We start from the raw sequence: 22,332 nt of genomic DNA on the forward strand, positions 1-22,332 counted from the left end.
TTTACAGCGATGTTTACAGCAATTTTTGGCTCAGTGGAGCAAGGGATCATCTATGCAATAATGGCACTCGGAGTGTATTTAACATTCCGAGTGTTAGATTTTCCTGATTTAACAGTGGACGGTAGCTTCGTGACAGGTGCCGCAACAGCAGCAACGATGATTACACTAGGATACAACCCAATTATCTCCACACTATGTGCAACATTAGCAGGCTTTGTTGCCGGTTCCATTACTGGCCTTCTACACACAAAAGCAAAGATTAACTCACTGTTAGCAGGGATTTTAATGATGATTGCTTTATACTCCATTAACTTGCGAATTATGGGGATGACGATAGATACAGCTGTTGGACGTCCGAATATTCCACTCGCAAATTCTGATTCACTATTCACATTGTTCTTTGGGTTTTGGGAAAAGCTCGGGATAGATAAAGCTTTAAATGGTATGTTAACAAGCATGGGAATAGAACATGTCCCCAATACTTGGGGGACGATATTCATCATGTTCATTTTGACATTTGCCATTAAGTTTATCTTTGACTGGTTCTTAAAAACAGAAGTTGGTTTAGCTATTCGTGCAACAGGTGATAATAACAAAATGATTCGTAGCTTTTCTGCAAGTACAGATACACTAATCATCTTGGGGTTAGGTTTATCAAATGGATTGGTTGCATTATCAGGTGCGCTCATCGCTCAATACGGTAAGTTTGCTGATGTTGGTATGGGGATTGGTATGATAGTGATTGGCTTAGCCTCTGTTATTATTGGTGAGGCTATTTTTGGTACTAAAACAATTGTACGCACAACATTAGCTGTTATTTTTGGGGCAATCATTTATCGAATTGTTCTGGCATTAGCACTACAAGTTGAGTTTTTGGATACAGGCGATATGAAATTAATTACAGCAGTGATAGTAGTAATAGCGTTAGTTGTCCCAACATTAAGAGCTAAGCAAAAGGAAAAATCCCGTATAGCTAAACGTCGAGCAGAACGTGTTGCCGGAGTAGTGAAACAGGAGGGGAAGACGATTGCTTAAACTAGAAGGAATCAATAAAATCTTCAACGAAGCAACGCCCGATGAGAAAATCGCGTTAGATACTATTAATTTGGATTTAAAAGCAGGAGATTTCGTCACTGTAATCGGCAGTAATGGTGCTGGTAAATCTACTATGATGAATATGATTTCCGGCGCTTTAATGCCCGACCTTGGTCAAATAAGAATTGACGGAAACGATGTAACACGTCTTCCAGAATATAAACGTTCACGCTTTATCGGCCGTGTGTTCCAAGATCCAATGGCTGGTACAGCACCAACGATGACGATTGAAGAAAATCTAGCAATCGCTTTTTCTCGTAATCAAAAACGATCTTTACGTAGCGGTGTAGATAAAAAACGCCGTGAATTTTTCAAAGAATCCCTAGAAACATTAAATCTTAATTTAGAAAATCGCTTAAATGCAAAAGTAGGTCTATTATCTGGTGGTGAACGCCAAGCATTATCACTGTTAATGGCCACTTTCACCAAGCCGAATATTCTTTTATTAGATGAACATACCGCTGCACTGGATCCATCAAGAGCAGAGTTAATTACCAATTTAACAAAGCAATTGGTTGAAAAAGATAAGCTGACAACATTGATGGTGACACACAATATGCAACAAGCAATTGATTTAGGTAATCGTCTCATTATGATGGATAAAGGGCAAATTATTCTAGAGGTAGAACCTTCAACGAAAAAAGACTTACAAATAGACGACTTAATGAACCAATTCCAACGCATTCGTGGAGAAAAAATGGTGTCGGATCGTACATTGTTAAGTGTTTAATATGGAAAACCTGCATGGTAATTGTGCAGGTTTTTCTTTATAGATTCGGAAGAGAGTTAACGTATATATTAGATTATACATAGTTCAAGATTTGAATAGAGAAGCTTAGTTCTTAAATAGTTATCATTGTCCGGTGTGAAAATTAAAACTAAAAAATAACTACTATTAAAAATTACTTATAATAGCGCAAAAGATATAAAATTTTTAAACTTAATATACAATAACGGTTCTGCGATAAAATTTCCGTTATAATAGAATCAAATTAGTTACAATACAAAAAAGGTTTATTACTCTACATCCTAGAGAGTAAATTTCGGAATTGTTTAATGACCATCTTTATAACATGTATCTTTTCAAAAACAAATTAAGTATCACCGATAAAACAAACCTTTTTGCAATAAAGGAGCAATTATATGAATAAATTTTTGCCGAATTTATGGAGTACATTTTTATTATTGATTCTAGGTTTTTTAACAATTGTTGGTGTCATTGCACAAATTGCTAGCAATCCCAATTTAGATAGTTGGACATGGCGTCAATTCATTATGCTTGTAGTCGGTATTTTCGTTTACTTTACATTTTCATTTTTAGGGTTTTATTATTTAATCGCTCGCATGAAGAAACGCGGGATTTGTTGGGATAAAGAAGGTGTGTATGTCGACTTTAGTAATCACAAAATATATTGGTATGAAATTGAGGATATACATCGCATGAACTATCCTGGAATCGGCAAGGCAACAGTCATTTCTACATCAGTAGAATACGGACAAGACATTCAAAATCGTCTCGATAAATGGAAATCAACCTCCTCAGGATACTCTTTCGATATTTTCTGGATTAGTGTGCAAAAATCAAAAGTGATGCATGAACAGCTATTTCATGAGTTTGAACAATATAAAAAGAGTAATGCTACAGCCTAAATAATAGCTATCTAATAAAAAAAGCCTCCAAAGATCATGGCTTCTTTGGAGGCTTTTAAATTTATATTAGCTATGGAAGATTTTAGTTTTTTTATATCTATTTGGCTCATCACCGTAACTTAGGGATGACTTGCGCTCTGCCAGTGTGCTTTCCAGGGGGCGTCCGATGAGCCGCTTCACTCACTGCGTTCGCTCCAGGGTCTCATCTGGACGCTAATCCCCTAGGAGTACACTGGCTCCGCTCCAGTCAATTTACACTACATTATAAAATAGTAACCCCAACTTTTGGTGAAGATCCATCTATTTTATACTAACAAGGCAAACAACGTACTATCGTTATTCACTTCTTTGAATGAGAAGCCATTATGCTTCATGCGATGAAGTAATCCTGCGTAATCTTCAGGGTATTTTAATTCAATTCCGACTAATGCAGGACCACTTTCTTTGTTGTTTTTCTTTGTGTATTCGAATGTTGTAATATCATCTTCAGGGCCCAGTACATCAGTAAGGAATTGGCGAAGAGCACCGGCACGTTGTGGGAAGTTGACTAGGAAATAGTAAAGTAATCCTTCATGAATCAATGATTTCTCTTTAATTTCTTGCATACGGCCGATATCATTGTTACCTCCGCTTATGATGCAGACTACAGATTTTCCTTTGATTTGATCTTTGTAATAATCAAGTGCCGCTACAGATAGAGCACCAGCAGGCTCTGCAATGATGGCATGTTTATTGTATAAATCTAAGATGGTTGTACAATCTTTGCCTTCTGGCACTACAACGATATCATCTACATATTTTTTGCATAATTCAAACGTTTTTTGACCGACACATTGAACGGCAGCTCCGTCTACGAATTTATCAATGTGGGCTAATTCAACAGGATGATCTTGAGCGAGTGCTTCCTTCATACTAGCAGCACCAGCAGGCTCAACACCGATAATAGAGGATTGTGGTGAAAGATTTTTCACATACGTAGAGATACCAGAAATTAATCCACCACCGCCGATACTAGCGAAAACGTAGTCTACTGGTACTTCAATGTCGTTCATAATTTCGACAGCGACCGTTCCTTGACCGGCAATAATATCTGCATCATCGAATGGGTGGATAAAAATATGACCATCCGCATCTGAGAATTCCATTGCACTTTTCGCGGAATCATCGAAAGTATCTCCAGCTAAAATAATTTCGACGAATTCACGACCAAACATACGAACTTGATCGATTTTTTGTTTTGGCGTAGTTGTAGGCATGAAGATATGGCCGTGAATACCTAAATGAGCACAAGCATAAGCAACACCTTGAGCATGATTACCAGCACTAGCACAAACAACGCCTTTTTCACGTGCTTCCTCTTCAATTGTTTTGATTTTATAGTAAGCTCCTCGTAATTTAAAAGAGCGAACATGCTGTAAATCCTCACGTTTTAAGTAAATATTACAGTCATATTTTTCGGATAAATAGTCATTCTTTTGTAAAGGTGTGTGTACGACGACGTCTTTTAAAAATTGATAGGCGATTAGTACGTTTTCCACCTGTACAGTTTTTCCCTCTTGCACAGTCATATTAAAACCTCCTACTTTCTGTAAACATCAATATAGTTTAATTTATTATAGCGCTAAAATTGCTAAATTTTAAGTAAATTCTAAATTTTTGTTCAATAAATATAAAATTCAAGAAAAAGATAACATAGTGACGTTTCCGTTATAATAGATAACATAGAAACAATAGAAAGGTCAGTGCAGTATGAACTTTTTTGATAAGATGCAAGAATTGACGGGTGTATGCTTAAATGAGGTGCAGCAAAAAGCTGTGCGCTATGCAAAGGGCCCCTTATTATTACTTGCATCCCCAGGATCAGGGAAAACAACTACATTAAATATGAAAATTGGTTATTTACTATTGGTGAAAAAAGTACCGGCACATAAAATCTTAGCCATTACATTTAGTAAAGCTTCTGCTGTAGATATGGCTGCACGTTTTGACCAATTTTTTTCTACTATTTTAAAGGATCGAGTTCACTTTTCGACAATTCATAGTATCGCTTTTCAAATTGTACGCGAGTATTTCTCAATGCATCACCAAAACTTCGAAATTATTGAGGGGAATAGTAACCGTGATTTTGATAAGAAGACGATTCTTCGGAATATCTTCATACAGAACCGCAATACTATCCCTTCTGAAGATGAAATGGACGAACTATTTTCTTACAGTAGTTTTGTGAAAAATAAAATGATTCCTGATGAGGAACTGGTTCAGAAGAAAATGATGATGCCTGGGCTGGTAGAAATGTATAAGCAATATGAAGCTTATAAAGTTCAAAATCCGGGTTTAGTCCTATTAGATTTTGACGATATGTTGTCCTATTGTTACAAAGCTTTATATGAAGATGCTTATTTGCGAAATAAATATCAACAAAGGTTTGAATATATTTTAACAGATGAAAGTCAAGATAACTCGGTAATACAGCATGAAATCATCTATCTATTAGCATCTCCCCAATTTAATATTTGTGTCGTGGCGGATGATGACCAATCAATCTTCATGTGGCGAGGAGCAGATGTACGAAAGCTGCTTGATTTTAAAAAAATCTATCCGAATGCTAAAACGGTCACAATGGCACAGAACTATCGATCGACGCCGGAGATTGTGGATACAGCAAATGAATTTATCAAACGCAATCGTAATCGATATCCAAAGAAAATGTTCACAGAAAATGCATCGGGAGAGTCAATTGAGATTCGTAATGTAAAACGCTATGATTTGCAATTGAATTATGTTGTGGAGGAAATACAAAAAGCTGACAATCCATGTGAGGTTGCCATTTTGTATCGTAATAATAATTCAGCCATTCTTTTAGTCAACAAATTTTTTGAAGAAGGTATTCCTTTTTATATGAAAGATGTTGAATTGAAATTTTTCCATCATTGGATCGTCGACGATATCTTGAATATTATGCGACTTTCTTATAACGACTCACGAGTGGATATTTTAGAAAAGGTATATCCGAAGATCAATGCCTATATAAAGAAAAATCAAATCCTGCAATTGCAAAAACATTTGAGTAAAGAATCGGCATTCGACCGTTTACAAGAAATGATCCATGCACCTTATCAAGAGCAAGTGTTGAAGCGAGTAAAGCAAACCATTCGCAAGCTTCAAATGCAGGAACCGTATGAAGCAATCCAAACGATTCGCCAAGATTTAGGGTATGACAAATCTCTTCAAAATTCAGCGGAACATTTACGCATGAATGAAGAAAATCTGTTTGATATATTAAATACTTTAGAACAAATTGCAAAAGAACTACCAACTCTTGAAGCTTTTGCATATCGTTTAAAAGAAATTGAACAACTTATGCGCACTTCCAAAAAGTATAAAGGACGAAATGTCATTACACTCTCTACTTTGCATAGTGCAAAAGGATTGGAATATGACCGTGTTTATATGATTGATCTAATTGAAGGAATCCTCCCAAATAACGAAGATATAAAAGAGTATGAAGTAGGGAATATCGAAGAAATGGAAGAAGCAACACGCCTCTTTTATGTTGGAATGACACGAGCGCGTCACCATTTAGAATTGTTAACTTACAATACTCGCAGTGGTGCTCATGTGAAAGAATCTCGCTTTGTGCAAAATGTGCGGAAGATCATAGCACCTGAAGAGAACCAGGAACCAATTGTAAAGAAAAAAAACAAGCAACCAAAATTCAGACCTATGCAGGATCATGCCATCACAGATGAAGCTGAACTAAATCTAGGTATGCAAGTGGAGCATCATTTATATGGAACTGGGCAAATCACAAGTTTACTTCCAGATTCTATTGAGATTGATTTTGAATCGGTGGGTTCTAAAAAATTCATGCTTGATTTTTGCTTAATACATGGATATCTAAAAAAAGTATAATGCCAACATCGATGAAAAGGATATTTTCATCGATGTTTTTTGTTGTGCATGAAGAAAAGAGTGTTATTAACAAAAGATGATACTATTCTAATAATTTTCAATTTAAAGATAGATAAAAAAGGAATAACAATCTATTAAGAGAAATTATAGATATGTGGTATTCTCTTTACCACTAAACATATATTAATAGATGTAAAAACATTTGAGGACAAGTTAAATTCTACCTACATTCATTAACGAATGGATTTTTAAAAATAATTCAATTGGAGGGCGAAAATCAATGAATGTATTCCATCAAACAAAGGTGAATTTCCAAGAGATTGTAAAGGAAGTAATTGCATGGAGACATTATTTACATCAACATCCAGAGTTATCTTTTCAAGAAGTGAATACGTCTCAATTCATCTATGATAAATTATCTGAATTTGAAAATCTAAAGATTACTAGACCAACAAAAACAAGTGTGATGGCTCGTTTAATTGGTGCACAACCAGGTAAAGTTTTAGGGATTCGTGCTGATATGGATGCTTTACCAATACAAGAACAAACAGGATTAGACTTTGCATCTGAAAATCCTGGTGTTATGCATGCTTGTGGCCATGATGCACATACAGCCATGTTATTGGGAGCTGTGAAAATCTTGACTTCGATGCAAGATCAAATTAAAGGCGAAATTCGATTTTTCTTCCAACATGCTGAAGAGTTACTACCAGGTGGTGCTAAAGAAATGGTCGAAGCTGGTGTAATGGAAGGTGTCGATGTAGTGATTGGTGCCCATGTAATGTCGGATACGCCAGTTGGTAAAATTGGTTTTGTATATGGACCAATGATGGCATCTCCAGATGGATTTAATTTGAAAATTCAAGGGTTTGGAGGTCATGGTGCGTCTCCGCATCAAACAGTGGATAGTATAGCTATTGCTGCACAAGTGATTACAAATTTACAGCATATCGTATCACGTAATATTGACCCATTAGAAAGCTTTGTCATTACAGTAGGTAAAATTACTGGTGGAGAAGCATCTAATGTGATTCCTGATTCAGTGGAACTCAGTGCCACTGTCAGAAGTTTTGGAGGAGACCTAAGAGCCAAAGCGAAAGAGCGTATTGAGCGTGTTATTAAAGGGGTGACCGAAGCTCATGGCGCTACGTATGAATTAGATTATATGTATGGTTATGATCCCGTAGTCACAGATCACGAAATTACAAAGATAGTAGAAGATTCAGTAAGAGAGCTTTATGGAGATGACTCAATATTAATACAAGCACCTAGAATGGGCGGCGAAGACTTCTCAGCTTTCTTAAATGAAAAACCAGGTACGTTTTTCATGATTGGTTCACGTAATGAAGAAAAAGGAATCATCTACCCACATCATCATCCCAAATTTGATGTAGATGATGATGCATTGCAATATGGGGTTAATATTTTTGTCAATGCAGCATTTAAGTTATTAAAATAAAATGATAAAGACACTCTATTCAAAATGTCATTTCTATTTAGAACATATTAGCAAGTGAAAGTCATAATTATAGGTTGTAAATGAATTGTAATGAGTATAAAAGAGAAGGGCTATCCGAAAGGTGGTAATAAACCATCTATTGGATAAGCCCTTCTATCTATTTATTAAAATTTTTCTTCAAAATCTTCATGCCAACGATAAGAATACATGCGTTCAATTGCGAACCAGTTATTTTCTTCTGTTGCGCCTTCTTCTCTACGCTTTGTTTCTTCTTGTAGCATCCATCCTGTTTGTGAGATATGGGCACTCATTGAATTCCATTTGGCTTCTTTTACATCACGGATATCATTTACGATATCTGGTTCACCAAGACCTTGTTCTGTGTCATTTGCAAAAGCCACTCCATAAAGACGTGGGCGATTTGTTTCAGGAATTCTGCGAACTGCTCGGACAACTGCTCTTGCTGTTGCTTCATGATCAGGGTGTACGGCATAGTTTGGATAGAAAGTGATGATTAATGAAGGATTTATTTCATCGATCAAGTTCGTCATCATTTGAACCATTTTCTCATCATCTTCAAATTCAACTGTTTTATCACGTAAGCCCATCATACGCAAATCCTTAATACCGATGGCTTCACAGGAAGCTTTTAATTCTTCTTTACGGATAAGCGGTAGTCCTTCACGTGTTGTGAAAGGAGGGTTTCCAAGATTACGGCCCATTTCTCCTAAAGTAAGACAAGCATATGTAATCGGTGTACCAGCTTGTGCGTATTGTGCCAATGTTCCAGATACTCCGAATGCTTCATCATCAGGATGGGGGAACACGACAAGAATTTGACGTTCAGGTTGTAGCATCTTTTTCAACTCCTTTTAATAAGCAAATGGTGTTTCGCTAATTTCTAATGCGACTGCAAGTTTGCCATCATAGCCATGCCCAGCCATCAATAAGCGATTATGTTCATCTAATTCGTAGTGAGTAATACCTTGCGCATATACCCAACCTTCCCCATGCAATTTCAATCCAACACGATGAGGTGCATCAGATGTCACCTTCCCTAATTCATAACGTAATTTCACATTGCGTATAAACGCACCAGCGTTAAACATTTTTTCGTCGAAGTGACTTGCATATGCACCATTTGTTGTTTCTAAGTGTATATAGACATCTTTATTCGCAAAGGAATTAAGAAGTTCTTGTAGTTTTTGTGTATCTACTATTTCCATCTAAAAGCTCCTTCCAAAGATAGAATCTATTCTATAGTATAGAGAATTCTTTTTATAAATGCGATTGCTAAGCATTCTTTAGATTTATAGAAATTGAATGTATGGAATGAACAAGTTAGTTTTACACCTGTAGGAATCAATTTCATAATGCAAAATTTATATAAAATATACGAGCATTAATGATATCTGATTTTGTTCATTACAACGCTTTCGACGGCGAGTTCTCGAAAATGCATTTCCTTCGTGCGATGTTCACTCATAGTCATATGGGGAAGCTTGATTGAAAGCCCCGTAGGAATGTAGTGGAGGCACTGAAAAATGATTTAATTCCAAATTAAATCACAAAATTTTATCATTAAAATCAATAATGAAATTGATTCGTATATCTCTTCGATTGATTGAAAAAAGACAGAAATTACTTCAATCCCTAATTGATGTTTATAAATAAAGCTTCAATGGGAATACTGGTTTTAGGAGATGATTCGGATGAAGTTAACAATACCAAATGTTGATGAGGAAAGTAAAATTTCTAGAGCATGGATGACGTCTATGATGCCGTTTTTATTTATCGCGAAGAAGGATAAAGCGTTGGCGGAAGAGCTATTATCTAATGGATTTAAATTTTTTGATTTACAAGATGAATCACAGCAGTCTGCATATTACGGAGATATCCATATTTCAAACATTGCTTTAAATCAGCATTTTTTGCCTTACATAGAACGACGTCTTTTTCCGAATAGCATTGAAGACGATGCATTTCATCGTTTTTCAAAAGCTGTCCCTAAAAAAGGAGAGTTGGTTATTTATGATCGGCATTATTTTTTTCAACTATTAAGTGTGGATGTGGTCCTTTGTCCTTTTGGAGTAGGCTTTGTCACAGTGAGAATCGAATTAGAAAAGGGCTATTCGCTATCTGAAACGCTCGATTTTATGAATCATTTTCGCATACTTGAACCTAAAACAATGGATGAAAAAGGTGTCCGACTTTATGTATCGTCCTTTACTTTTTATAACATTAACGATCTCATCATGATTTATCTATGTCCAGAAATTCAACCGTACATCATTCATGATGAAATTAGAAATGGATATTATGGTAGTTTGCCCTTTTTTGAAGATGAGAGAATGCTTGTAGCCACTTATATTGAGGTAGACGAGGATGATTTGTCGATTGAACAGCTGTACAGAGCTAGTCAATTAGATGGTTATACGGAAGATAACATTCCATTGATTTCTGCAGGAAATACCGAACATATGGAAGAGTATTTAAAGACAAAGATGAATAATCGGTATATGCCAAAATTATGCGATATTACGACAGAACATGTTCAAATTACTATTGCTTTTCGACAAGCGGATGACGTTTTGAAAGAAAAAGCAAGAATTCGATTTATGGGTATACATTATTATAATGTCTTACTACATTATTTTTATAAATTGACACTATTGGAGCTATCCTTCAGATATAGCGAGTTGTCATGGAAAAAAGACGAGATATATGTTGAAAGATTAATGAAACAAATTACATTGTTTTCTTCTAAATTTTATTTTCAAGAAGTCAGTAGCCGTTCATCTAGCCGTGAAACTGCAAAGAGATTGCGGAGTATCTTTCGAATCGATGAATTATTTGGTGATGTAGCCAAAACTCTTGACGCACTTTATGTAAATCAAGAAAAGACTGCCGATCAAAGGCAAAACCAATTACTATTTATCTTAACGATGTTCTCGGTTATATCAGGTATTTTCGGTATGAATCTGGTTGTTATTGAGTGGAATGATGGATATGATTGGTCGAAGATTTTCGGTTATTCGATATACGAATGGATCTGTTTGATAACAGCAGTAGCAGGGATTTTGATGTCTGCTGGATTATTGCTGAGTACGATCTATACATGGGGAAGACGTAAGATTCAATTTAAAAAATGGTACTGAAAATGATTAAATAAAGCATAAATGAATTTTGTCCTATCATAAAATGCAAAGAAGCTTCCACTCTTGATATGGAGTGGAAGCTCTATTTTGTAAAACGAATGTAAATATACGGATGCCAATTAAATTTCAGTTACTGTAATTTCTGGAGCTCCGTAAACGCCTTTTGCACCGTGCATAACAGGTCCAACGAATTGGTTCAATTTCCAACCGTGTGTGATGGCAGCAGCAACAAATTCTTTTGCTTCAACAACGGCTTCTTTAACATCAAGCCCGTTTGCAAGGTTTGCTGTAACAGCGGCAGCGAAAGTACAACCAGCACCATGATTATAAGTTGTATCGATTTTAGCTGTTTCTAATAAATAATGTTTTTCACCATCGAAGTATAAATCGAATGCTTTAGTAGGATCGATTGAACGGCCGCCTTTGATAACAATATTTTTTGCACCAAGTTCATGAATTTTTTCAGCGGCTGCTTTCATTTCTTCAATGTTCTTAGGCGTTTTCATACCTGCTAATTGTCCAGCTTCAAATAAGTTTGGAGTTGTTACTAAAGCAAGAGGAAGTAAGTATGTGATCATTGCATCAACATTTCCTGGATTTAGTACTTCATCTTCACCTTTACATACCATTACAGGATCAATCACTACATTTTTTACACCAGAAGCTTTAATAGCTTCACCAGAAGTTTGGATCACTTCTTCTGTTGATAACATACCTGTTTTTAAAGCATCAATACCTGTAGAGAAAGTTGTTTTTAATTGTGCTTTTAATGTATCAGTTGGTAATGTATAAACTCCATGAGACCAGTTGTTGTCTGGATCCATTGTAGCGATAACAGTGACAGCTGCCATACCGTATGTGCCGTGCTCTTGGAAAGTTTTTAAATCTGCTTCTAAACCAGCACCACCTGATGCGTCAGAACCAGCAATTGTTAAAGTTTTTTTCAATGACATAGTGAAGACTCCTTTTTAAAAATAGTTATCAAACTTTTCGGACAACGATTGATATAGGTTATCCATTTAAGGCTTAATAATAAGCCACATTTTTATATTTCGATTAACTTTTATTATATGTACTGAACTGGCTAGAATAAAATAGTCAAAAATCATAAAATTAATGTGGTCAGTTTTTGTTTTCAAGAGAATCTGCACGAATAACTTTCCACAAAAAGAGTAGGCAACCGATACTGATGATGGCTAGAAAACTAGCAGCAACATAATGATTTTGTTGGAACATACCAATCACAAAAAATAGTAGCACAACAATGGTAATTGCAAAAAATAAATAAAAGAAGCACATACCTACTGACTTTGCTTTGTCAGGTACGTATTTTCCACTTTCCGTTGTTTCCATAACTTTTTTTAATTTTTCTTTCAACTGTAAGTTTGCCATTTGAATCCCTCCAGTAGTATCGTAAATGATTTTGGTCATAAAAAGAAATATTTTTGTGTAACCTTACATTTCGACAAAAGGTCTATTTTATCGCTACAATATCTTTAAGTAGTGTAATAGAAAGGTATAATGTTAGAAGGAAAAGAGGGAAGTCTATGACAAGAAAAAACAAGGATCTAGAAAAAGTGCTAAAAGACTTTCATATGGAGGAACAGCAAGCAGCGACAATCATGGAAGCTGCAACAGGCTCTCGCTCTCGTATACGTTTTAGAAATAATTTATTAATCGGTCTATTTAAGAATTGGTATACATGGGCAGCGATTATTATTATATTAGCGGTTTTGATCTTACCTTTTGTCACATGGAAACTATTACAGGGGAATAGTTTCGCAGAACAAAAGGGTTCACTCGTTGAACGAATTCAAAATCTCAATGAACTAACAACTGCAGAGGCTTATACGAAGGTCATGATTGAACGTGAAAATAATGAGTTATTTGGGAAAGAAATTGGCGTGGATATTCCAGGAACAAAACGTGAGCTATTGGTCGTTATTCCAGGTGGGGTAAAGGCTGGAGTTGACTTTTCAGGTGTAACCGAAAAAAACATTGATATTAATGAGAAGCATAAAACAGCTACGATTACTTTACCCGCCGCTAAAATTTTAGGTCAACCAGAAATTAACTTTAATAAGGTACAAGTTTTCTCTAGCGAAGGACTTTTTCGGAGTAAACCAGATATAAAAGAAGCTTATAGTCTAGCAGCAGATGCAAAAAAACAAATGATTGAGGAAGCAACAACTCAAGGTGTACTTAAAACAGCAGAGAAAAATGCTGAAAATTCAGTAGCGAATATGTTTTCTTTAGTAGGATATGATGTAACAGTTAAATTTAAGGAGTAGTTTAGATTGACGAAGATTATTTTTGATAATGATTGGCAAGATGTACTTGGTGCAGAATTTAATAAACCATATTATTTACAGTTACGAGAGTTTTTGAAGCAGGAATATTTTAAGGAAACCGTTTATCCGGCGATGGAAGATATGTGGAGTGCATTTCGCTATACGCCTTACCATAAAGTGAAGGTGGTCATATTAGGACAGGATCCTTATCATGGACCAGGCCAGGCACATGGGATGAGTTTTTCAGTGAAGCCAGGCGTACCACATCCCCCAAGTCTGCAAAATATGTTCAAAGAATTACATGATGATTTAGGATACGATATCCCACTCGATGGTACATTAATCAAATGGGCCGAGCAAGGAGTGCTGTTATTAAACACGGTACTAACAGTTCGTGCTCACCAAGCCCATTCACATAAAGATCATGGTTGGGAAGTATTTACAGATACAGTTATACAAAAACTATCAGAACGAAAGGAACCGATAGTTTTTGTGCTATGGGGAAGACCTGCTCAGCAAAAAGAACGTCTTATTGATGCAAGTCGCCATGCAATTATTAAAGCGCCGCATCCAAGCCCTCTAAGTGCTTATCGTGGGTTCTTTGGTAGCGGTCCTTATTCTAAAATTAACAGTCAGCTTATCGAATGGGGAGAGCAAACAATTGATTTTGATTTGACAAAATAGGAGAATACCACGATAAACGTTTAAGCTTTAACACTTCACGTCATCTTTTAAGCATGGTAAAGTTGTATTAAAAGTGGAGCCCGTTTGTTCAGGCGTTATAGTTGAATAGGATTAGACGAGGGGACGTAACATAACATGCAACAGAGTTGTTTTAAATGCAAACATTTTTTTGTAACTTGGGATCAGCAAAATCCTAGAGGGTGTCGTGCCTATCAATTCAAAAGCAAAGCGGTTCCATCGGTTATCGTAAAAAATTCATCAGGAATGGATTGTTTGAAGTTTGAGCAGAAAGAGAGGGGATAGACAATGATTTCGTATGAAACGGTTATAGCGGAATTAGCAAAACACGTATCACGAGCACAAACAGTAAGAAATGAGGCACAAATGCGTGAAGAACTTTCAGCCATACGTGCGTTATGTGATGTGGCACTACATAACAAAGCACAACAATCATCCTCTAATCATAGTATCCCAAAAAAGATGACAAATACGGTACATGAGCTACCACAGCAAACTTCAACACAGTTGGCTCACACTTTAACACCAAACAAGCTTGAAGAAGAGGATGCAAATGGGGATTCTATTTTTGACTTCTAGAAGGGAAAGTGAAAGTGATGAAATTTAATATTATTGCAGGCGCTGTATACGCATTTCTAGCAGTTGCATTTGGTGCATTCGGTGCACATGCATTAAAAAATGTATTAACAGAACATTATGCTAAGGTTTGGGAGACAGGTGTCCAATATCAAATGTTCCACGCCATTGGATTAATTGTAATAGGTATTTTAATGAGTAAAGGTTTAATTGGTCCAAGCTCACTATTGTCACGTGCAGGTATTCTGATGTTCATAGGTGTTATTTTGTTCTCAGGTAGTCTTTATGTGTTAGCTATTACTCAAATTAAAGTATTAGGTGCTATTACACCAATTGGAGGCGTATTATTTTTAATCGCTTGGGTATTGGTTATTATAGCTGCTCTAAAAATTGGTAAATAAATTATTAAAGTAAAACTCGCTCTAAAGAAAAAACTAAACACTGGAGCATGAAACTTGATAGAAAACTTAAAAATGCCTTGTGTTTTTTGATAAACACAGGGCATTTTTAAGTTTATGGGGTTTGGGGGAAGTAATTCATTTGCTCGTCATATTCTGCATAGTCAAAGTAAATCATTGGGAAGAGAAATCGATGATTCGTTTTGAGTTCTCGTAAAATAACATGATCTCGTCCTGCAGCTTCAACAACGCCTCTTACAGTAAGGGTGTTTCCAGAAGGAGATACTGCATGTTCGAAAGAAAAGTGGAAATTCCCTGGTTTTCCGCGATTTAAACGTAAAATATTTTCAATGAATGATTGCTCTCTTGCCGGGAAGGCTGGATTTGTTCCAGGTTGCCCAGGAGGCACTTGTGTAGTACCAGTTGGAAATGGTGTACCACTAGGATAAGACGGTGTAACAGTAGGATAATTGGGTGTCCAATAATATTGAACCATAACATCTTCCTTTCAAATTATTATACTTGTGGGCTATCCTCTACTGATGGGGTAAAGAAGCAATGGGCTATAAAGCGGCCTGTGTTCAATTGACCATACCAGTTATCTGGGCAATCACCTTCAAGGCAGAAAAGCTAGGGTAGAGGGGTGGAAACGTTCACCATTAATCACACGCTGGGCAATTTCCAATCTGAATCCCTCGCTCGTTGGTAAAAGTAACCCTTGGTAGTTGCTTCAAAGCTACCAGGACTTTGAAAGACCATTCAGCCTCTTCCCAATGAGTCTAGCTAATAGATCCAGTTCTCTTGGAGTTAATTTCACAACAGGCATCACATAACCTCCTCTTCTTTATATATGAAAATTCAAGAAAATAAGAACCATAATATGTGTATAAATTTGTCGGGACTAGGGAAATAATTTTAAAAATGAAACGTCCCTTCAAATGTGACTAGAAAGAAAAAAGATGGATTTTTTTGTATACTTTCAAGTAGGGTCAGAATGTAATCGATGTAATAATACAGAAAGAAGTGTTCGTTCATATGCAGTTTGTTTTTGATTTAGATGGTACGATTTGTTTTGGTGGTAAGCCTGTTGCTGAGTCTATTTTATATAGTTTAGAGCACTTAACAGAAAAAGGTCATGAGGTGATTTTTGCTTCTGCTCGTCCGATTCGCGATATGCTGCCAGTATTACATAAAAGATTCCATGGCTATAAGATGATAGGTGGCAATGGGTCTTTAATATGTAAGAATGGAAATGTGAAGCAAAATGCCGAGTTTGATGTTATTACCCTAGAGCACATAAAAAGACTAATGGCAGAATACCATGCCACATATTTAATCGATAGTGAATGGGATTATTCCTATACAGGATCAGCAGATCACTCTATTTTAAAAAATTTAGACACCAAAAAACTGGCAGTCAATAGACCATTAGATAAGTTAGAACATATCGTTAAGATAGCTATTCTGACTTCATATAATATGATGGGTTTACGAAAAAAATTGGAGAAATTAGATGTTATTATACATACTCATCATCAAGAGGGTATGTTAGATATTAGCCCATGTGGAATTCATAAATGGAGTGCTCTACAAAAACTAGGGGTCCGAAAAGGAAAATATATTGCTTTCGGCAATGATGCGAATGATGTAACGATGTTCGAAAATGCTCAACATAGTGTTATGATTGGACAACATCCCCTGTTATCACACTATGCGGATGAAAGTATTGAAGATGATACATTAATAGAAGAAAATATTATTGAAAAGCTTGCGGAATTAGATAAGCGATTTGCGTATTAAAAAAATCCAGCTCCCCTTGTTAAAAGGGTGCTGGACTTTTTCATTCATTATTTAACAGCTAAGAATTTTACTAATTTTTCGTTATCCATAATGTTGCCAACGAAGAATTCACCGAAGTCAGCGTAGCGAGCTGAAACTTCATCAAAGCGCATTTCGTAGATTAATTTTTTAAATTCTAATACGTCATGGGCAAATAATGTAACGCCCCATTCATGATCATCAAAACCGATAGAACCTGAGATGATTTGCTTTACTTTACCTGCATAACTGCGGCCAATTAAACCGTGAGAACGCATTAATTCACGACGTGCATCCATTTCCATCATGTACCAGTTAGCGCCTTTTTGACGACGTTTATCCATAGGGTAGAAGCAAATATGTTCCCAACGTGGTAGTTCAGGATATAAACGTGCACGAATATGTGGGTTTTGATATGGATCTTCTGCCGGTTCATCACCAGATTGCTTTCCGGCTAAGTAGTTAGAAAGTTCAACTACAGATACATAAGAATAAGTAGGAATTGTAAAATCAGCAATAGCTAATTTGTTGAATTCGTTTTCAAGATCTTGTAGTTCTTCCATTGTTTCGCGCATCGTCATTAACATGAAGTCTGCTTTTTGACCCAGAATAGAGTAGAAAGCATGACTACCAGTTTTCGCAATATCAGCTTCGTTAATTTTTTCTAGATAATTGATAAATTCATCAACTGCTGCTTGACGTTCTTCTTCAGAAACTAATTTCCAAGAAGCCCAATCGATTGAACGGAAATCATGTAATACGTACCAGCCATCTAGTGTTTGTGCTGCTTCGATCATAAGTGTGGACACTCCCTTTTATTGAGAATCATTCACTTTGATTTTAACATAAATGCGTAGTAGAAGTATCTAGAACGCTTTAGTTTCATGAATTTGACATGAGATATTTGGCTAAATCATGTATGCTTATCATACCAACATAAAATTAATTCAGGAGAATGAACGATGAAGGATTATTTACAACAATCAGTTTGGCGTTTTTGGGATCAATCTGTAAGTGGAAAAGGTCATTCGCCATTAGAATCATTTGCGGCAGATGATACACTATGCCAATTAGTAGGTCAAGGTCAATCACCATCCACCATTAGAACGTGGGTTCATGATGAATCGGTTGTTCTTGGTATTCAAGATCACCGTTTACCACATATACAAGAAGGGATGGAATTATTAACAAAGAGAGGGTTTACACCCATTGTACGTAATTCAGGGGGGCTAGCTGTCGTATTAGACCCAGGGGTATTGAACATTTCAATTGTTTTATCTGAACGAGAGAATAAAGTTGATATTAATGCAGGTTACGATATTATGGTTGAGTTAATTAAGCGATTATTTCCTCAAGCTGCGGATAAAATTGAAGCATATGAAATTGTGGGTTCATATTGCCCAGGTTCGTATGATTTAAGTATTGGTGGAAGGAAGTTTGCAGGGATTTCACAACGACGTTTGCGTCAAGGAATTGCGGTACAAATCTATCTTTGTATTGAGGGAAGCGGAGTAGAAAGAGCAGAACTTGTACGAGATTTCTATAAGGTTAGTTTGCAGGGAGAAGAAACGAAGTTTAAATATCCTGATATTCACCCAGAAGTAATGGCTTCACTATGTGAACTGCTTGATGAGCAACTAACTGTGCAGCAAACCGTAATAGAATTACAACAATTATTAGCAACTCTATGTGATGAACTAAAAATAGGTACATTGCAAGCAGATGAATTGGATTTATATACATTTTATTTAAAAAGAGTTCTCGACAGAAATCAATCTATGCTGTCAAAAGATTAATTCCTTCGGTATTATTTCTCTCATGCTGTCGATTTCCCGGGAAATTTGCTATTTAATTTTTTATAATGCGCTGTTAATATATGATTGTTAATATTGAAAAAACAGTACCCATTAAAATAGCATTCTAAAGAGATTGTTCAAAAGCTTCTTTTGGAAACCTTTTTGTGAAGAGTAACCGGAGAACGCAAAAAAACCTGATTGCTAAACCTTTAAGTTTAGCAATCAGGTTTTTTCATTCATTCCTCAACACCTACAGATGCATCATCTTTTTTAACAAGATTTCCATTTCGCTCCATTGTAAAAACAGGTGCAATATGTTCATCTTCTGTGCCAAGTGTCATTAAACGTCTTGCGCGGTTCATTACGTGCATAAATTGATCGTAATCTTTTTTCATATTACGATGTTCTTTCTCTAAACGGAGTACTTCTTTTTCTAATCTTGATGCTTTGTCGTTTGCTATATTTGCTAAATGACGCCATCTTGTCACTTCTTCATCGTGAAAATCACTTTGTTGTAAACGCATTAAGTATGCTATTACAAGATCAATTGACATTGCAGAAAGTGGAATCGTACGCGTTACTTCAGGATGTTTTTCATTTGGTAGTAAATAGAGTCCAGCTGTTCTTCTACGAGCTGACGTACCGTAAATACGCATTCTTTCCTTACGCTCTTTTTTTGCAAGAGAAAGTTCTTTCTCATAGTTTTTACGAACCACTGCATTCCAACGGAAACCGCAAGCAGCAGCAGTACGATTCAACGCATCACCTGCTTCTTCAAAAGCGGTAAGTTGTGTACTCCCTTCTTTAACATGACGTAATACAGCTTCAGCTAATAATTCATCGTTTTCATGTAACCAAGCATCTTGTCTTGTTTTCATTATTTTAAACCTCCTATATGATTCATAGGATTAGCGTAGACAGTTTTTATCTTTTTTATTCATAAACTTATAATAGTTTTGTGAGTATTATGTCTTGAATGAAAGATAGAAAATACGATACACTATTACATAGACTTTAAACTGAGATATAGAAAGGGTTGTAGACAAGATGGCAAACGAATTTCGTGTTTGCGATGAATGTCAGGCCGTTAATTTAAAAACATTAATTCCAAAGCTGAAGGCAATAGATCCTGATGCAACGATAGATATTAAATGCCAATCTTATTGTGGTCCTGGACTTCGTAAAACATTCACAATCGTCAATAATCGTCCATGTGCAGCACATACAGAAGAAGAGTTAATGCCTAAAATTATCGCCAAATTGAAATCACAACACAAATTACCTGAGAGTTATCAAGAAAAAATTTAATCTAAAAGTGGAGAATGCTCATTGAGACTAGAAAATCATTAGAAGTCCCGAATCAAAACGTTTTTCCGGTTTCAAACGAGGAACTGAAATGATTCGAAGTACTAGCGTCTAAATCTGGATTAATAGAAACGTATCAAAAAATTCTTCATAACACGACTTTTTCCACCTTTTAATAAGGTGGTTTTTTCATTTATAATGAAAAAATATAGTACATCATGAAACTTTTTAAGAGAGTGAGCGGAGGTGCCAAATTTGAGTTATGCGACAAAAAAATTAGCAGAAGAAAAAGTGTTTAAAGATCCAGTCCATCGCTATATACATGTCCGAGACCAAGTAATTTGGGATTTGATCAGTACAAGAGAATTTCAACGTTTGCGTCGTATTAAACAACTTGGGACAACTTATTTAGTTTTCCATGGAGCAGAACACAGTCGGTTTAGTCATTCTTTAGGAGTTTATGAAATTGTACGTCGAATGGTGGATGATGTGTTCAAGGGTAGAACAGAATGGGATGAAAGCGAACGTTTAGTCGTACTATGTGCAGCTTTATTACATGATTTAGGTCATGGTCCATTTTCGCATGCATTTGAACATGTTTTTGACCTAGACCATGAAGAATTTACAAGAGCGATTATCAAGGGGAACACAGAGGTAAATGAAGTATTAACTCGTGTTGCACCTGATTTCCCGCAAAAGGTTTCAGATGTCGTTGCCAAAACATATGCAAACAAACAAGTTGTCAGTATGATATCCAGTCAAATTGATGCAGACCGCATGGATTATTTACAAAGAGATGCGTATTTTACAGGCGTTAGCTATGGTCACTTTGATATGGAAAGAATACTGCGTGTTATGCGTCCGCAAGAAGAACAAGTAGTGATTAAATCGAGTGGTATGCATGCTGTTGAAGATTATATTATGAGTCGCTATCAAATGTACTGGCAAGTTTATTTCCACCCTGTATCTCGAAGTGCAGAAGTAATTTTAACCAAAATCCTTCACCGTGCAAAAGAATTAAGCAAAGAGAATTATAAATTTATCCAAGAACCTACTCATTTTAAGGCATTTTTTAATAACGAAATTGAGTTGGAAGATTATATTTCACTAGATGAAAGTATTCTATTGACCTATTTCCAAATGTGGACAAAAGAAAATGATCCGATATTAAGTGATTTAAGTCGCCGTTTTATCAATAGAAAGCTATTTAAATACATTGAATTCGATCCGGCAAATGAATATGAAAAGCTAAGGGATTTGGAAGATTTATTTATCCAAGCGGGGATGAATCCTAAATATTATTTAGTGCATGATTCAATATCTGATTTACCGTATGATTTCTATCGTCCGGGTGAAGAGGAAGAACGTGTGCCTATACAATTATTAATGCCTAATGGAGACATTAAAGAATTATCTCGTTGTTCTGAAATTGTTGATGCGGTCTCAGGTAAACGTCGATCAGATCATAAATTATATTTTCCAGAAGATGCATTACTACAAAACGGAAAACAAAAAACATTACGAAAACAAATACTAAATGTGTTGAGAGGATAAATCTTCTCAGGGAGGAGAAAAAATGTGCTAGAAGAACACGCAAAAGTTGTACAATTTGTGTCGTTAGCAAAACAAGTCACTGGTCGTAAAAAATTACAAAAGATGGTTTATATTGCAAAGAAAATGCAATTTCCATTCCATGAAAAATATCATTTTCACATCTATGGTCCTTATTCAGAAGAGTTAACATTACGCGTGGAAGAACTATGTACGATGGGCTTTTTAACAGAGCAAATGGAGGACAAGGGTTCATATGTTCAATATTGTTATAAGGTAACAGATAAAGGGGAAGACTTTTCCAATGCTTTGTGCGAGGAGCAACAAAATTTAGGTCAAATTGTTGACATATTGAATAATAAAAGTGCAAGATTCTTAGAGCTTGTATCAACATTGTTGTACTTTGATGAATTACCTAAAAATGAACAAATTGAAAAGATACATGTCGTAAAAGGGAAATTAAATTTTACAGAACAAGAAATGGATGACGCTTTTGAAATAATCGGCACACTTTCCCAATTTAAAGTCAACTGATTTTTTGATCAATAAAAGTGTAGTTTGATCATCTTAAAATAAAATAACCTGTAGACAAACTATAATTTTTCTAGTTCATCTACAGGC

23 protein-coding genes and 1 pseudogene are annotated in these 22,332 nt (G+C 35.8%); 15 read left to right on the forward strand and 9 right to left on the reverse strand.

The genetic code is table 11. The features are described from left to right. The first annotated feature begins 9 nt into the window (after nt 1–9). The 3 genes from Q8X41_RS14540 (at nt 10) to Q8X41_RS14550 (ending at nt 2,745) form a co-directional block, all read left to right on the forward strand. Entirely contained in the window at nt 10–1,035 is a 1,026-nt protein-coding gene (locus Q8X41_RS14540) for an ABC transporter permease (protein WP_397540278.1), read from the forward strand. Then, a complete protein-coding gene (locus Q8X41_RS14545) occupies nt 1,028–1,825 on the forward strand; it encodes an ABC transporter ATP-binding protein (protein ID WP_397536981.1) in 798 nt (265 codons plus the stop codon). Before Q8X41_RS14540 ends, Q8X41_RS14545 begins: the two co-directional genes overlap by 8 nt. A 413-nt stretch (nt 1,826–2,238) precedes the next feature. Then, nucleotides 2,239–2,745 (forward strand): hypothetical protein, encoded by a 507-nt coding sequence (locus Q8X41_RS14550; protein ID WP_397536982.1) that lies wholly within the window; start codon nt 2,239–2,241, stop codon nt 2,743–2,745. A 305-nt stretch (nt 2,746–3,050) separates the two neighbouring features. Here Q8X41_RS14550 and ilvA read toward each other — a convergent pair whose 3' ends face one another. Then, a complete protein-coding gene (gene ilvA / locus Q8X41_RS14555; protein WP_397536983.1) occupies nt 3,051–4,313 on the reverse strand; it encodes a threonine ammonia-lyase IlvA in 1,263 nt (420 codons plus the stop codon). Nucleotides 4,314–4,494: 181 nt separating this feature from the next. On the opposite strand from ilvA, the gene Q8X41_RS14560 reads away from it, so the two are divergent. Continuing rightward, a complete protein-coding gene (locus tag Q8X41_RS14560) occupies nt 4,495–6,657 on the forward strand; it encodes an ATP-dependent helicase (RefSeq protein WP_397536984.1) in 2,163 nt (720 codons plus the stop codon). Nucleotides 6,658–6,937: 280 nt separating this feature from the next. Continuing rightward, nucleotides 6,938–8,116: a M20 family metallopeptidase gene (locus Q8X41_RS14565; RefSeq protein WP_397536985.1), complete on the forward strand. Its 1,179-nt coding sequence runs from the start codon at nt 6,938–6,940 to the stop codon at nt 8,114–8,116. A gap of 164 nt (nt 8,117–8,280) precedes the next feature. On the opposite strand, the gene bshB2 is transcribed toward Q8X41_RS14565, so the two are convergent. Together bshB2 and Q8X41_RS14575 are read right to left on the reverse strand one after the other, a co-directional pair. Further along, complete coding sequence (gene bshB2, locus Q8X41_RS14570; protein WP_397536986.1) at nt 8,281–8,973, reverse strand: bacillithiol biosynthesis deacetylase BshB2; 693 nt, start codon at nt 8,971–8,973, stop codon at nt 8,281–8,283. A 15-nt stretch (nt 8,974–8,988) separates the two neighbouring features. After that, nucleotides 8,989–9,342 carry a YojF family protein gene (locus Q8X41_RS14575; RefSeq protein WP_397536987.1) on the reverse strand — a complete coding sequence of 118 codons (354 nt, stop codon included), beginning with the start codon at nt 9,340–9,342 and terminating at the stop codon, nt 8,989–8,991. Between the two features lie 486 nt (nt 9,343–9,828). Here Q8X41_RS14575 and Q8X41_RS14580 point away from each other — a divergent pair, with 486 nt between their 5' ends. Then, nucleotides 9,829–11,274, forward strand: a complete 1,446-nt coding sequence (locus tag Q8X41_RS14580; protein ID WP_397536988.1) for a hypothetical protein — start codon at nt 9,829–9,831, stop codon at nt 11,272–11,274. A gap of 119 nt (nt 11,275–11,393) precedes the next feature. On the opposite strand, the gene thiD is transcribed toward Q8X41_RS14580, so the two are convergent. Beyond that, nucleotides 11,394–12,227, reverse strand: a complete 834-nt coding sequence (gene thiD / locus Q8X41_RS14585) for a bifunctional hydroxymethylpyrimidine kinase/phosphomethylpyrimidine kinase (protein WP_397536989.1) — start codon at nt 12,225–12,227, stop codon at nt 11,394–11,396. 169 nt (nt 12,228–12,396) lie between these two features. Beyond that, entirely contained in the window at nt 12,397–12,666 is a 270-nt protein-coding gene (locus Q8X41_RS14590; protein ID WP_397536990.1) for a hypothetical protein, read from the reverse strand. 155 nt (nt 12,667–12,821) lie between these two features. Here Q8X41_RS14590 and Q8X41_RS14595 point away from each other — a divergent pair, with 155 nt between their 5' ends. The 4 genes from Q8X41_RS14595 (at nt 12,822) to Q8X41_RS14610 (ending at nt 15,244) form a co-directional block, all read left to right on the forward strand. Beyond that, nucleotides 12,822–13,565, forward strand: coding sequence for a DUF4230 domain-containing protein (locus Q8X41_RS14595; protein WP_397536991.1), 744 nt, complete (start codon nt 12,822–12,824; stop codon nt 13,563–13,565). 6 nt (nt 13,566–13,571) lie between these two features. Continuing rightward, nucleotides 13,572–14,249, forward strand: a complete 678-nt coding sequence (locus Q8X41_RS14600; RefSeq protein WP_397536992.1) for a uracil-DNA glycosylase — start codon at nt 13,572–13,574, stop codon at nt 14,247–14,249. Nucleotides 14,250–14,555: 306 nt separating this feature from the next. Then, complete coding sequence (locus Q8X41_RS14605) at nt 14,556–14,846, forward strand: YwdI family protein (protein WP_397536993.1); 291 nt, start codon at nt 14,556–14,558, stop codon at nt 14,844–14,846. Nucleotides 14,847–14,863: 17 nt separating this feature from the next. Further along, complete coding sequence (locus Q8X41_RS14610) at nt 14,864–15,244, forward strand: DUF423 domain-containing protein (RefSeq protein WP_397540279.1); 381 nt, start codon at nt 14,864–14,866, stop codon at nt 15,242–15,244. A 112-nt stretch (nt 15,245–15,356) separates the two neighbouring features. Here Q8X41_RS14610 and Q8X41_RS14615 read toward each other — a convergent pair whose 3' ends face one another. Beyond that, on the reverse strand, nt 15,357–15,737 hold the full coding sequence (locus Q8X41_RS14615) for a spore coat protein GerQ (protein ID WP_397536994.1): 381 nt from the start codon (nt 15,735–15,737) through the stop codon (nt 15,357–15,359). A gap of 20 nt (nt 15,738–15,757) precedes the next feature. After that, a pseudogene (locus Q8X41_RS14620) lies at nt 15,758–16,000 on the reverse strand (cell wall hydrolase); the annotation flags it as partial. Nucleotides 16,001–16,276: 276 nt separating this feature from the next. On the opposite strand from Q8X41_RS14620, the gene Q8X41_RS14625 reads away from it, so the two are divergent. Beyond that, complete coding sequence (locus Q8X41_RS14625) at nt 16,277–17,041, forward strand: HAD-IIB family hydrolase (protein ID WP_397536995.1); 765 nt, start codon at nt 16,277–16,279, stop codon at nt 17,039–17,041. Nucleotides 17,042–17,088: 47 nt separating this feature from the next. On the opposite strand, the gene hemQ is transcribed toward Q8X41_RS14625, so the two are convergent. Next, nucleotides 17,089–17,856 (reverse strand): hydrogen peroxide-dependent heme synthase, encoded by a 768-nt coding sequence (gene hemQ, locus Q8X41_RS14630; protein ID WP_397536996.1) that lies wholly within the window; start codon nt 17,854–17,856, stop codon nt 17,089–17,091. Between the two features lie 165 nt (nt 17,857–18,021). Between hemQ and Q8X41_RS14635 the strand changes: the two genes are divergently transcribed. After that, nucleotides 18,022–18,855 (forward strand): biotin/lipoate A/B protein ligase family protein, encoded by an 834-nt coding sequence (locus Q8X41_RS14635; protein WP_397536997.1) that lies wholly within the window; start codon nt 18,022–18,024, stop codon nt 18,853–18,855. A gap of 236 nt (nt 18,856–19,091) precedes the next feature. Here the strand turns inward: Q8X41_RS14635 and Q8X41_RS14640 are convergent, their stop codons facing one another. Continuing rightward, nucleotides 19,092–19,736 (reverse strand): RsfA family transcriptional regulator, encoded by a 645-nt coding sequence (locus Q8X41_RS14640; protein ID WP_397540280.1) that lies wholly within the window; start codon nt 19,734–19,736, stop codon nt 19,092–19,094. Between the two features lie 166 nt (nt 19,737–19,902). Between Q8X41_RS14640 and Q8X41_RS14645 the strand changes: the two genes are divergently transcribed. From Q8X41_RS14645 to Q8X41_RS14655, 3 genes are all read left to right on the forward strand, one after another. Continuing rightward, complete coding sequence (locus Q8X41_RS14645; protein WP_397536998.1) at nt 19,903–20,163, forward strand: DUF1450 domain-containing protein; 261 nt, start codon at nt 19,903–19,905, stop codon at nt 20,161–20,163. Between the two features lie 252 nt (nt 20,164–20,415). Next, a complete protein-coding gene (locus Q8X41_RS14650) occupies nt 20,416–21,714 on the forward strand; it encodes an HD domain-containing protein (protein WP_397536999.1) in 1,299 nt (432 codons plus the stop codon). Nucleotides 21,715–21,738: 24 nt separating this feature from the next. Next, on the forward strand, nt 21,739–22,245 hold the full coding sequence (locus tag Q8X41_RS14655) for a YwgA family protein (RefSeq protein ID WP_397537000.1): 507 nt from the start codon (nt 21,739–21,741) through the stop codon (nt 22,243–22,245). Nucleotides 22,246–22,332: the final 87 nt, after the last annotated feature.

Origin of the sequence: Rummeliibacillus pycnus, from assembly GCF_044359855.1 — a bacterium.
Taxonomy (GTDB): Bacteria; Bacillota; Bacilli; order Bacillales_A; family Planococcaceae; genus Rummeliibacillus; species Rummeliibacillus pycnus_A.